At 64.3% G+C, this 14296-nt stretch carries 3 protein-coding genes and 1 pseudogene; all 4 read left to right on the plus strand.

Translation table 11 applies throughout. The features are described from left to right. Positions 1-27: 27 nt before the first annotated feature. Positions 28-258 (plus strand): annotated as a pseudogene (locus tag AC5Y7D_RS01335) (IS3-like element IS987 family transposase); the annotation flags it as partial. Between the two features lie 151 nt (positions 259-409). After that, entirely contained in the window at positions 410-2146 is a 1737-nt protein-coding gene (locus tag AC5Y7D_RS01340) for an AMP-binding protein (protein WP_499920761.1), read from the plus strand. After that, positions 2143-8883: an SDR family NAD(P)-dependent oxidoreductase gene (locus AC5Y7D_RS01345; RefSeq protein WP_499920763.1), complete on the plus strand. Its 6741-nt coding sequence runs from the start codon at positions 2143-2145 to the stop codon at positions 8881-8883. The genes AC5Y7D_RS01340 and AC5Y7D_RS01345 overlap by 4 nt, the downstream gene beginning before the upstream one ends. Further along, positions 8873-14233, plus strand: coding sequence for an amino acid adenylation domain-containing protein (locus tag AC5Y7D_RS01350; RefSeq protein ID WP_499920765.1), 5361 nt, complete (start codon positions 8873-8875; stop codon positions 14231-14233). The genes AC5Y7D_RS01345 and AC5Y7D_RS01350 overlap by 11 nt, the downstream gene beginning before the upstream one ends. Positions 14234-14296 lie beyond the last annotated feature (63 nt).

Genomic DNA, 14296 nt, shown 5'->3' on the forward strand with positions numbered 1-14296 from the left:
CCGGCGAGCAAAATTGAAACCTCCGAAACAACGATCGCTGATCCGGCCGCTGCCCGCCCCGCCGATCTGGTGGGGCGGCAGTTCGGCCCGGCAGCGCCAAGTCAGCTGTGGTTCGCCGATCGATCTGACGCATCTTCCGACCTGGTCGGGTTCGCCGACCCCCGGCGGATTCCGGGTTGGCGATTGGCCTCGTCGATGGCGACCACCATGGTGCCCGACGCCATCGAGCAAGGTGGAAGCCTCCGGGCTCACCGGGGCGATTCTTTCATTGCACGCGACTTTCTGTTGCGCAGAATGCACATAATGGACGCTCGACATTTCCGGCGACTTCGCCGATTCCAAGTTACACTGAGCGACCGCAGCTACCGGCGCGCTTACAACTTGCCATCCCGAGAAAGACGGAGCGAAGATGCTGATCGCACATGAAGCGTCTTTGACAGCGCTACTGCAGGACCGTGCGCACCGCCATCCCGACCGTGCCGCGTACACATTCATCGACTACGATGCCGACCCGAACGGCATCGCCGAAACTCTCACCTGGCGGAAAATTCATCAGTGTGCGCAGGTTATTGCCCAAGAACTGCTGGTGTGCGGCTCCCGCGGTGACCGGGCCGCGGTATTGGCGCCTCAAGGACTTGAATACATGATGGCTTTTCTGGGCGCACTTTATGCCGGGTTCATCGCCGTTCCACTGCCGTTTCCACAGTTCGGTGTGCACGAGGAAAGGGTGGATTCAGCGGTGCGCGATTGCGCTCCCTCGGTGATCCTCACGACCAGCTGGGGCGCTGCCGAAGCCGAAAGGTATGCGGCCACCTGCAACGACGGTTCTGCCGCTGCCGTTGTCGAGATTGATTCCCTGAACCTCGAAGCTCCGTGTGAACTGGAACCCGTACGGTGCGCTCCTTCTCAGCCCGCGTACCTGCAATACACGTCCGGATCGACCCGCCGGCCCGCTGGCGTCATGATCTCGCACCGCAATGTGGTCGCCAATTTTCAACAGTGGACTCGCGACTTGTTCGCCGGTCCTGCTGAGATGACCCTCGTCTCGTGGTTGCCGTTCTACCACGACTTGGGGTTGATGATGGGAATCTGCCAAGCGGTGCTGACCGGAGCCCACGCCAAGGTCATGAGTCCAGTGTCGTTCGTGCAACGACCGGCTCGGTGGATGCAACTGCTCGCCACGAATGGGACCACCTTCTCGTCGGCGCCCAACTTCGCGTTCGAATTGGCGGCGCGAAAGACTACAGACGAAGACATGGCCGGGCTTGATCTCGGCGGCGTGTTGTCCATCTGCAGCGGCGGCGAGCGAGTGCAGCCCGCGACCCTGGAGCGCTTCACCCGCCGGTTCGCGCCATTCAACCTGTCCGACACCGTGATCCGGCCCACGTATGGGCTCGCCGAGACAGTGGTTTACGTATCGACCAGCAGACGGGCTCAGCCGCCCAGAACAGTCTATTTCGATTCGAAGGAACTGTCGGCGGGGCGAGCCGAGCGCTGCCTCGGTGGCGGTACCGCGCTATTGAATTACACCTTGTCAGAATCACCGATTGTTCGGATCGTCGATCCTGCGACCCAGACCGAATGCCCTGCAGGCAGGACCGGCGAGATCTGGGTGTGCGGCGACAACGTGGCCATGGGGTATTGGCGCAAACAGAACGAGACCGAGCAGACTTTCCAGGCCTGGCTTCTCAATCCGTCGGTAGGCACGCCAGCGGGACCGTGGTTGAGAACGGGCGATCTGGGGGTCATTTCCGAGGACGAGTTGTTCGTCATCGGCCGCATCAAGGATCTGCTGATCGTGGACGGTTCCAATCACTATCCGGAGGACATCGAGGCAACCGTTCAGGAAATTACCGGCGGTCGAGTTGCCGCGGTGTCTGTTGCCAATGACGGGACCGAGCGGTTAGTAGCCATCGCCGAGGTGAAGAACCCGAGCGACTCCGATGAGCAACACAGGGAACGGCTTAGCTCGTTGAAGAGTCAAGTCAGCTCAGCGATTTCACGCTCGCACGGACTGCGCGTCGCAGATCTCGTGTTCGTGGCGCGCGGTTCGCTTCCGACCACAACCAGCGGCAAGATTCAGCGTTCAGCGTGTGCCGAGACGTACCGTCGGGGTGAGTTACAGAGCATCAAGGTCGGACGGTGACCCCGAGCTCCCCTGACGAGGCTGAACTTCGAAAGTGGCTAGTTGACTACCTAGTAACCAACATTGAGTGTGACCCCCACCAGATAGACCCAGACCTGTCGTTCAAAGACCTGGGTTTGGGCTCCCGGGATGCGATGGGGATGTCGGGAGAATTAGCCAAGCTGGTCGGTCGGCCCATCTCACCGGTGGATTTCTGGCAGCATCCGACGATAAATGCTCTGGTGGGATTTCTGAGCGTGCCGGAGCAGCAGTCGGAAACCGCAGCGGACACGAGGAACTCGAGCGATCGTTCGGTCCACGAACCAATCGCAGTGGTCGGCCTGGGATGCCGGTTCCCCGGTGGGATATCTGGCCCGGAAGCACTGTGGCGGTTTCTCATGGAAGGTCACTGCTCAGTCGGAGAAGTCCCCGCCGATCGCTGGGGGCTATTCGATGACGGTTCCCCTGAGGTAGCGGCGACGCTCGCCCAGACCACTCGATGGGGCTCGTTCCTGAGTGAAATCGATACCTTCGATGCCGAGTTCTTCGAGATCTCCCCTAGCGAAGCCGCCAAGATGGATCCCCAGCAGCGCCTGTTGCTGGAGGTTGCCTGGGAGGCCCTGGAACATGCTGGGATTCCGGCGACTTCATTGCGCCGCTCGCAGACCGGAGTGTTTGCCGGTGCTTGCGGCAGCGAGTATGGGTACTTGGGGTCCACCCACCTGCCAACGGTCGATGCGTGGAGCAACACCGGCGGCGCATTGAGCATCATCGCCAACCGGCTCTCGTATGTCCTCGACTTGCGCGGACCTTCGGTATCCGTCGATACGGCCTGTTCATCTTCATTGGTAGCGGTACACCTGGCCTGTCAAAGCCTGCGCAACGGCGACTCCGACCTGGCCATTGCCGCAGGGGTCAACCTGTTGTTATCGCCCGCGGTTTTTCGCGGCTTCGATCAAGCCGGTGTGTTGTCCCAGACCGGCCTGTGCCATGCCTTTGATGCCGCCGCCGACGGGTTTGTGCGCGGCGAGGGCTGTGGCGTGGTGGTGCTCAAGCGGCTGACCGACGCGCTGCATGACGGCGATCGGGTGCTGGCGGTAGTGCAGGGTTCGGCGGTCAATCAAGATGGCCGGTCCAACGGTTTGATGGCCCCCAATCCGGCTGCTCAGATGGCGGTGCTGCGAGCGGCCTATGCCAACGCCAACGTGCAGCAGCGCGAGGTGCAGTATATCGAGGCACATGGGACCGGAACTTTATTGGGCGACCCGATCGAGGCACGCGCGCTGGGCACGGTGTTGGGTCGCGGGCGCCCGAACGGCTCGCCGCTGTTGATCGGCTCCATCAAGACGAATCTCGGTCATTTGGAGGCAGCGGCAGGAATCGCGGGTTTTATCAAGACGGTGTTGGCGCTGGAGCGTGGCTGCATCCCGGCAACCCTGCACTTCCAGACCCCGAATCCCCATATTCCATTTGATCAGCTGCGGTTGAAAGTCGTCGCGGACCGACAACAGTGGCCGTCAGTGGGACGGACACGGCGCGCCGGGGTCTCGTCGTTCGGCTTCGGTGGCACGAATGCGCACGTGGTTTTGGAGCAGGCTCCCGAACCGGTTGTCAGTGCGCCGCAGCCGCATCCGGTGGTCAACACGTTGGTGGTCTCGGGGAAGACGTCGCAGCGGATCTCGTCGACGGCAGGAGTGTTGGCCGAGTGGATGGCCGGTGCCGGTGCCAGGGTTGGTGTGGCGGAGGTCGCCCATACGCTTGCTTTTCACCGGACGCGTTATCCGCAGTTTGCCTCGGTGTGTGCGCGTGATCGGGCCGCGGCAGTGGCCGGCCTGCAGGCGGTGGCCCACGGACGTCCAGCGCCCGGCGTGGTGCTCCCGCATGAGGGAACTTGCGGGCCCGGAACGGTATTCGTGTATTCCGGTCAGGGATCGCAGTGGCCGGGCATGGGTCGACAGCTGTTGGCCGATGAACCGGCATTCGCCGCCGCGGTGGCCGAACTGGAACCGCTATTCGTCGACCATGTTGGATTTTCGTTGCACCAAGTGCTGGCCGAGGGGCAGCCGGTGCTCGGTGATGCTCGGGTTCAACCGGTGCTGGTAGGCCTGCAGCTGGCGTTGACGGCGCTTTGGCGATCCTATGGGGTCGATCCTGATGCGGTGATCGGCCATTCGGTGGGCGAGGTATCCGCCGCGATGGTGGCTGGGGCGCTGACACCCGCCGAGGGATTGCGGCTGGTCGCGGTCCGATCCCGGTTGATGGCTCGACTGGCCGGCCAGGGCGCGGTGGCCCTGCTGGAACTCGACGCAGAGGCCACGACCGAGCTGCTGCACGCCTTTCCCGGGGTCAGCGTGGCGGGTTTGCTGTCGCCGCGCCAAACCGTGGTCGCCGGACGTCCCGGCCAGGTGGCCGGGGTGATCACCGCCGTACAGCAGCAAGACCGATTTGCCCGGCAGGTCAAAATGGAGGTGGCTTCGCACACCACTCTGATGGATCCGATTCTGCCCGAGTTGCGTTTGGCACTAGCGGATTTGACGCCCAGGACGCCGCGGATACCGTTGCTCTCTACCATCACCGAAACCGGCACACCACGGTTGGACGCCGACTATTGGGCGGACAGCCTGCGTCAGCCAGTGCTGCTGAGCCAGGCCATCACCACCGCCGCGCGAGCCCACACCACCTTTATCGAAATCAGCCCACACCCGGTGCTGACGTACGCCATCACCGAAACCCTGGGACCGGCGATCCACCATCACAGCATCGGCACGCTGTGGCGTGACGGTGATGACACGATCAGCTTCCACACCAGCCTTAACGCGGCCACCACAAGTCACCCGCCGCGCGTACCGCACCCGCCCGGACCGCATCCGGTATTGCCGACTACTCCTTGGCAGCATGGTCGACACTGGATTGCCACCAAGCCGTCGGCCGCGGGTGCCATGGATGGCCATCCGCTACTGGGGGCCGGTGTCACTGATCCCACGAACGGGATTCGGGTGTGGGAACGTACCTTGAGTCCCGACTTGTTGTGGCTTGCCGATCACCGCATTGATGGCGCGTGTGTGTTGCCGGGAACGGCGTACGTCGAGTTGGCATTGGCAGCGGCCGCGGAGGCATTCGGCGCCGATGGCGACAGGCCTTGGGCTGTTGCCGAGTTGCTCCTGCACCAATTGATGCCGATTCGCGAAGGCACCGTTGTCGTCACGAGACTGAGCGGAGCCGCATCTCGACCGAGCGTGGAAATCCGTTCGGGTAGTGCTGATTCGGGTTGGACGCTGCATGCCAGCGCGGTGTTGGAGCGCGCCACGGCCACGGTTGCTGTGCCGATCGACGTCGACGAGTCGTCGGTGCGGAAGCTGGAGGTCGCGGATCTGTATCGACGCTTGCGCAGTGCCGGTCAGCAGCACGGCCCTGCCTTCCAAGGGGTTGTTGGGCTCAACGTGTTCGGCTGCGGCGCGGCACGCGCCGAGGTTCGGTTGCCGGCGCCGGCCGGTCAGGGGGCGCGACGGTTCCATGCTCATCCAGTGATGGTGGATATTGCCTTACAGGCACTTGGTGCGACTCGGCTCGCCACAGAGTTGGCCGGAGCAGGAAACGCGGAAGCGGTGGTGGTTCCGGCGCGGTTCTCCGGTATCCGCGTCTACCGGGATGTGACCGAGGGTGCCGCAGCACTGGCGGTGTTACGACCCACGTCGAATCCGGATCGGTTCTTGGGCCAGGTGGTGCTGCGCGACGCCCAGGGACAGACCCTGATGGTCATTGACGAGATCGACATGGCGGTGGTTCGGCCGGGAACCGTTGCCGCGCTGGCCCGTCACGCGTTCGCCCTGCATTGGGAACCGGTCGATTCGGCTAACCCGGTCGCAGAAATGGGCCCGGTTTTGATCGTCGATGGACATGGTGGCGGCGACCACAGCTCGGACGGATTCTGGGATGCGTTATGCGCCGGGCTTGGGCGGCGGGCGTTGCGGTGTCAGGTGGTAATGGCCGGGGATCAAGCCGGGCTGCGCAAAGCGCTGGCTGATGAGGACGTGTGCTGGCAGGCAGTCGTTCTGGTGTGTCCACCGCGTTCGGCCGATGAGGCTCTGCCCGACGGCGAGCAGTTGGAGCTGGCCCGGTCGCGTACGTTGTTTGTCGCTGACATTGTGAAGGCATTGCCGCAGAACAGGTTGGATCGCAGGCCCCGGTTGTGGATCGTGACCCGCGGGGCTGCGCAGGTAACCGCCGATGAGTCGGTGACGCTGGCGCAGAGCACGCTTCGGGGAATCGCTCGGGTGTTGACGTTTGAGCATCCGGAGCTGGCGAGCACCATTGTTGATGTCGAGGCCGAGGGCGGCCGATCGGCCGACGCGCTTGTTGACGAGCTGTGTGCCGATCGCGGCCACGACGAGATGACTTTACGCGATCGACAAGCGTATGTCAATCGCCTTGTTGCGGTTCCTGTTTCGGCTAGTGGTGAATTCTCTGCCGAGCACCGTGAGGTGCTGGTCGATCTCGATGGTGGCGCCGCGCTGAGGTTGCAGGTCGACGAACCAGGCCGGCTTGACACTTTGGCGGTACATGCGATGAGCCGCGTGCCGCCGGCAGCGGATCAGGTCGAGGTTCGAGTGGTGGCCGCGGGGCTCAATGCCGGCGATGTGCTCAAGGCGAGGGGCTTGGCTTCGACGGGGCACGACGGCGCGCCGGCCCTGGGTGGCGAATGTGTGGGATACGTGACCAGGCTGGGCACGGCAGTCAACTCGGTGCGTATCGGGCAACGCGTCATAGCGTTCGGAACCGGCTCGTGCGCATCGCATCTGACTACGTCGGCCGATCTCGTCGTGCCGGCGCCGGAGGAGATCTCACACCTCGAAGCGGCCGCGGTGGGACGTGCCTACCTGACGGCATGGCATGGCGTGGCCGAGGTGGGGCGGCTGTCGGCTGGCGATCGGATACTGATTCATTCGGCCGCCGGTGACGTCGGGTTGGCCGCGGTTTCGATAGCCAGGGCGATCGGGGCTCACATCTACGCCACCGCAGGTTCGGCGACCCAGCGGGAGATGTTGGCGCAGCTGGGTGTTGAGTATGTCGGCGACTCTGGCACCCGGGAGTTCGCCGGCGAGATTGCTGCGGCCACCCACGGTCACGGTGTCGATGTCATTCTCAATTCTGTCGGCGGCGAGGCCATACGGTGCGGTCTGGAGATACTGGCTCCGGGTGGGCGGTTCGTGGACCTGGGCAGCAGCGACGTCTACGCCGATGCTCAGTTGGGGCCGGCGTTGCGAGCCAAGGGCGCGGCTTTTGCGGTAGTCGACCTTGATCTGAACCTGCAGCTGCAGCCACGACGTTACCGTGAGCTACTGCAAGACATTCTGCGACAACTAGTGGTGGGCCAGCTGCGGATGCTCCCGGTCACCGAGTTCAGCCTCGACCAGGCGATCGACGCCTTCCAGATGATGGCCACGGAGCGCCAACTCGGCAAAGTCGTCATCTCGATGCCGGACCAGGGCCGCATCGCAGCGCTCGCGCAGCCCCCGGCGCAACCGCTGATCCGGCGTGAAGCCGGCTACATCGTGGTGGGTGGCATGGGCGGGTTGGGCCTTGTCGTGGCACGCTGGTTGCTGGAGCAGGGCGCGGATCTTGTTGTCCTCAACGGGCGTTCAGATCCCGGCGGCGAGGTTGCCGCGGCAATCGCAGCACTGAACGCCTCGGGTGACCGGGTGCAGGTCATCACCGGCGATATCTCGCAACCGGAGACCGCGGTGCGGTTGGTGGCGGCTGTCGAGCAGGCCGGACTGCGACTGGCCGGTGTGGTGCACAGTGCGATGGTGTTGGCCGACGAGATTGTGTCGAACATGTCGGAGCCGGCGGCAGAGCGCGTGTTCGCCCCTAAGGTGGCCGGCCACTGGTGGTTGCACAAGGCGACCGCGCACCTCGATCTCGATTGGTGGCTGAGCTTTTCGTCGGCCGCTTCGATGCTGGGTTCCCCCGGACAAGGGGCCTACGCGGCCGCCAACTCCTGGGTCGACGGGCTGGTGGCCTACCGGCGCGCCCACGGCCTGCCCGCGATTGGCATCAACTGGGGCCCGTGGGCCGAGGTGGGTCGTGCACAGTTCCTGGCTGACCGGGGCTTCTCGATGCTGCACCCGGCACTGGGACTGGCCGCCATACAGCAGCTGCTCCTCGCCGATCGAGCCCGCACCGGAGTGTTCAACCTCGACGCCCACCAATGGTTCCGGTCCTTTCCCAGCGCGCAGAATTCTTCGCTGTTCGCCGGGCTGGCCGACACGAGCGTCCGTGAGATGAGCCTCATCGACACACTGCGCCGCGCGGATCGGCAGGAGCGCCAGCGGCTGCTCGAGTCTTACCTGTGCGAGTTGGCGGCCAGCAGACTGGGCGTGATGCCCTCGCAGCTGGACAGTCAGTCGGCCCTCGACCGCCTCGGGATCGACTCACTCACCGCGCTGACGCTGCGCAACCAAATTCAACACGACCTGGGCATCGCCGTCCCGGCCGTTCGGTTGCTCGATGGGGGCAGCATCGCGGGCCTCAGCGACTGGCTTGCCGACCAGCTGTCGGGCGCAGGACCCGATCAGCACGATCCGTCGGTTGACAGCGGCGCGACCCCACCTGACGTGACGCAGCCTGACGAGGCGGCCGACGCGGCCGGCTCACTCTGGATCGACCTGTTGAACCAGGTACCGCAGGTTCCCGACGACGACGTCGATGAACTACTCCGCCAGCTCATGACCGGCAAGGCAGATCAGGATGAAAGATAGTTCCAGGGACCCGTCGATTGACATCGGCGGGCTCTCCGCGCAGGAGAAGCGTGCGCTGTTGGCTAGATTGTTGATGGAGCGGGCGGCGGCTTCGGCGTCGGCGCATCCACTGTCCTACGGCCAGCGGTCCCTGTGGTTTCTCCATCAACTTGCGCCCGACAACCCTGCCTACACCCTCACCTATGCCGGTCGGGTCAGCGGTGACCTCGACGTGCCGGCCCTGGAACGCGCCGCCCAGGCACTTGTCGAACGGCATGCCATTCTGCGCACCACCTTCGCCGAGCGCGACGGGCAACCTGTCCAACTGGTGCACCCGCATTGGCCGGTGCACATAGCCCGACAGGACGTGGGCACGCACGATGTCGACGAATGGATTCGCCGGGAATCCGACCGCGCGTTCGACCTGCGAACTGGACCGGTTTTCCGCTTGACGCTGCTGCGCCAATCACCCCACGAACACGTCCTGGTGCTGGCGGTCCATCACATCGCCGCCGATTTCTGGTCCGTTGACGTCATCCTGGATGAACTCTGCAAACTGTATGCCGCACAGCATGGTTCGGACGAGCCACCGCTCTGCCCGGAGCGTTATGTCGGCTATGCGGATCAACAAATGCAGCTGATGTCGGGCGCGGAAGGGGACCGCCTTTGGCATTACTGGCGTGAACAGCTGGGCGGCGAGCTGCCCAAGCTTGGCCTGGCGACCGACCGGCCGCGATCGGCGTCGCCGACGTATCGCAGTGCGCTGCAACGGTTCACCCTCGACGGCCGACTGGCGTCGGGCCTTAGGGCGGTGGCCCGCAACGCGGGTGCGACACCGTACATGACCTTTCTCGCTGCATACGCCACGCTGCTGCACCGTTACACCGGCCAAGACGACCTTCTCATCGGCTCGCCGTTCGCATGCCGCGATCGGGTCGGGATGGAGGGCTTGGTCGGCTACGTCGCCAATACCGTAGTCCTGCGCACCGACCTGCACGGTGATCCGACGTTCTCGTCTCTGCTGGACAGGGTCAAGAAGACGGTTCTGGGTGCGCTCGCGCATCAGGATTACCCCTTTGCGTTGCTCGTCGAGCGGCTTCGTCCGATCCGCGACTTGAGCTACACACCGCTCGTTCAGGTTTCGTTTGCGTGGGAACAGGCGCGCCGATTCCAGGACGGTACCGCGGATCCGGAAGCGCTTGAGCTGCGGACGATTCACGTCGGCCAGGGCGGTGCGGCCTTCGACATGATGATTCAGGTTGCCGATGTGGACGGGAAGTTCAGCTGCGATCTGCACTACAACGCCGACCTCTTCGATGCCGCAACGATAGAGCGGATGGTCGGGAACTTCATCATGCTGCTCGACGGAATCGTCACCGATCCGGCCAGCCGCTTGTCGAAGCTGCCACTGCGCACCGAGGCTGAGCGCAGTCAAGAGGTTGAGTGGAACGACACCAGCGTCTGTTACGACGCTCCCGACACTATCCACGACATGGTGGCCGACGCCGCCCGGCGCACCCCCGACGTTGTCGCCCTCGCTTTCGGCAACCGCGAGATGACCTACGCCGAGCTCGATGGGCAAGCCGATGTGCTGGCCGCTCAGCTGCGGCAACTCGGGGTGGGCCCCGAGTGCATCATTCCGGTCCTCCTGGACCGTTCGCCAGACTTGGTTGTGGCACTGCTGGGCGCACTCAAGGCAGGCGGTGCCTTCATGCCGCTCGATCCCGCGCAACCCGCCAGCCGCATCGCGGCGATGATCGATAACGTGCCCGACGCTGTCGTGTGCGTCACGCACCAGCGGCATCTGGACAGACTGCAGGGGTTCACCGGCCACCGCCTCTGTCTCGACCTGCCGCCGACGCCCGCACCATCGGGCGGGTTTGCCCCGCCCTTTGCCACCAACAGCCGCAATCGGTCGGCCGAGCTTGCCTACGTGGTCCACACCTCCGGTTCCACCGGGACACCGAAGGGTGCGCTCAACACCCATGCCGGGATCCGCAACCGCCTGTTGTGGATGCAGGCGGCTTACCAGCTCACGGCAGCTGACCGGGTGCTGCACAAGACTCCGATAACGTTCGACCCGTCGATCTGGGAGATCTTCTGGCCGCTGATCGTCGGCGCGCGGCTTGTGATCGCCGAACCCGAGGCGCACAAGGACCCCGCCGGCCTGGTTCGCACCATCGCGGATCAGGCCGTAACGACCGTCCATTTCGTGCCGTCGATGTTGCGCGCCTTCCTCGCCGAGCCACGGGTGACCGACTGCGTCGGCTTACGCAGGGTGTTCTGCAGCGGCGAGGTGCTGCCGTACGACGTGCAGGAGCGCTTCCTGGCGACATTGGACGCCGAACTGTACAACCTGTACGGCCCCACCGAAGCGGCGATCGACGTCACCCATTTTCACTGCAGGCGTGGCGAGTTGCGCTCTCCGGTCCCGATCGGGCGACCCATCGCCAACATTCGCATTCACCTGCTCGATGCTCATCTCCAACCGGTGCCGGTCGGAGTGCCGGGCGAGCTGTTCATCGGCGGGGTGGGTGTGGCGCGCGGCTACCTCAACCAGCCCGAGGCGACATCGGCTGCCTTCCTTCCCGATCCGTTCGCCGCGGATCCGGATCAGCGCATGTATCGCACCGGTGACCTGGCGCGCTACTTGCCCGACGGCAACATCGAATACCTGGGACGCCGCGATGACCAGGTAAAGATCCGCGGCGTGCGGATCGAACCGGCCGAAGTGGAGGTCGCGCTGCAAAGACACCCCGGAATCGTGGAGAACGCGGTGGTGGCCGACCAGGATGACCGCGGCGCCACCCGGCTGGTCGCGCACATCGTGGCAGCGCGCGGAGCTGAGCCCAGTGTTGCCGAGCTGCGCCGCTTCCTGCTCCAACAACTTCCCGCTGCCATGGTGCCCGCTGTCTTCTCGGTTACCGAGTCGCTGCCGCACACGTCGAGCGGAAAAGTAGACCGCCGCGCGCTCCGGGCGCGTGGCGAGTCGGTGGTCAGCGGACCGGAGTTCGTCGCTCCGCGCACACCCGCCGAGCAGATCCTTGCCGAGATCTGGTGTGCAGTGCTCGAACTGGAAACCGTTGGGGTGCATGACGATTTCTTCGCCCTGGGCGGCTCCTCGAGCCACAGCCTGGAGGTGGCGGCGAAAGCCAATGCGGCCAAGCTGCCGCTGCGGCCGGAATCGGTGTTCGCGTTCGGCACGATCGCCGAGCTGGCCGCCGAGTACGGACAGGCCGCGCAGGCTGAACCGGAAACCGCAGATATTGCCGCACCAGCGAACGTTGAGACAGTCATCGACTCGGGCGAGTCCGCTAAGCGGCTCACCGCTTCGGCTACCGCGGCGCCGATTGGCGCGACGGGCGAGCGACGGCGAAACACGGTGATGGAAAGCATCGGTGTGTATTTGCCGCCGGGAGTGCTGACGACCGAGACCGTGCTCGCCGGGTGCGCCAACGAGGTCGGCATCCCGTTGGAGCGCCTGACCGGCATCAGCAGCAGGCGGGTGGTCGGACCCGACGAGTTCTCGATAGACCTGGCCCGAAACGCGGTGGTCGACTGCCTGGCCCGATCGAGCCATGCGCCCGACGACATCGATCTGGTCATCTGCTGCAACATCTCCCGCTACGACGCACCCGACAAGATCATGTACGAGCCCAGCACCGCGGCGCGGCTACGGGAGCAATGTGGCCTCAACAATGCGATTGCCTTCGACATCTCCAACGCATGTGCCGGGATGTTCACCGGCATTGTCGTGGGCGACGCGTTTCTCCAAACCGGGCTGGCGCAAAGGGTTCTGGTCGTCAGTGGCGAATACACCACCCATGTGACCGAGACCGCGCAGAAGGAAATCCAAGGGCCAATGGACCCGCGACTGGCCTGCCTGACCATCGGCGACGCCGGCGCCGCGGTGATTCTCGAGCGCGGTCCCGATGATCGCGTCGGCTTCCACGACATCGACCTGGCCACCCTGAGCCGGTACAGCACCCTATGTATAGCCAAGGCGAGCGGTGGTGCCCACGGCGGTGCGATCATGACCGTGGACTCGGTCAATTTGACCGCCACGGTGGTCAAGCGTTTGGTGCCCTACGCCGCCGCCGTGATGGACAGATACGGCTGGCGCGCCGAGCACTGCGACCACTTCGTCATACACCAGACCTCCAAATCGTCGCTGAACGATGCGATGGTGGCGATGAATCAGTTGTTCGGACCCGGCGCGGCCAACTCAACCAACGTCATCAACAACCTGACCGAACGGGGAAACACCGCGAGCACAACACATTTCGTTGCGCTCGCCGACCAAATTCAGGCGGACCGAATCAATCCCGGAGACAATGTGGTCTTCGGTATCAGCGGCACCGGACAGACGATCGGTGCCGCGCTCTATACGTTCGACGATCTGCCGGCCCGGATGCGTCGCGAGCCCGACCACCGGCGCGACCGTGTTCTTTCGACCCGCCGACGACCCCCGGAGCCGTCCACTACCCCCCGGGTGCGAATCGAATCGGTGGGCACCGCGCCTGCCGAACAGTCCGGACCCCGCAGTGTCGTCGACCTCGCCGCACAGGCCGGCAGACGGTGCCTGGATCAATGCGGCCGCGACCCGGCAGAGCTCGACTTGGTCATCTATGCCGGGGTGTACCGGGAAGATTTCATCGCCGAGCCCGCCATCGCAGCGCTCGTCGCCCAGCAAATCGGCGCGAACGAAGACATTGAAACTCCGCACGGGCCGAAAACTTTCGCCTTCGATGTGCTCAATGGCGCGGTCGGATTCCTCAACGCGTGCCACGTGGCCGTACAGATGATCTGCGCCGGTAAGGCCGGGCACGCAATGGTTGCGGCGGCCGAAATCGAGAACAACAGCGTAGCTGGCGAGCACGCGCTGTATGGCATCAGTGAAACGGGTGCTGCGGTGATTTTGGGCAGCGGCGACGGCGATACAGGCTTCGGCCGATTTGTCTTCCATCACCATCCCGAGTACGCCACCTCATTGGAAACATACTTGCAGCAACGAGACGGACAGAGCTGGTTGCAGATCGACCGCGATCCGAACCTGGCGGCCCACTACCTGGATTGCATCCCCGCCGCGGTCGAGGAGCTCCTAAAGCTCGAGGAGCTGGACCGCTCCGAGATTGCAGCCGTGTTCCCTCCGCACCTGTCGGTAGCGGACCAAGCCACACTTGCTGCGCGCCTCGAAATTCCGGCTTCACTATTTGTCGACCTGCCGACCGGAACCGACCTGTTCTCGTCATGTCTGCCATACGGTTTGGAGTATGCCTGGACGCACCAGCTGGTAGGTCCGGGTGACATCGCGTTGGTCGTGACAGTTGGCTCCGGCATCGAGGTCGGTTGCACCACCTACCGCTTCTGATGCCTATCCCATCGCCAATTGACATCTGCTGGTCCAGCTGTGCCGGCTTGTTGAACAAGCGAC

The sequence above is a fragment of the Mycobacterium sp. NGS49 genome (genome assembly GCF_059812565.1).

What these genes read in the sequence shown, in the direction of transcription:
- AC5Y7D_RS01340 (WP_499920761.1), top strand. Translation starts at nt 410, where the DNA reads ATGCTGATCGCACATGAAGCGTCTTTGACAGCGCTACTGCAGGACCGT.
- AC5Y7D_RS01350 (WP_499920765.1), top strand. Translation starts at nt 8,873, where the DNA reads ATGAAAGATAGTTCCAGGGACCCGTCGATTGACATCGGCGGGCTCTCC.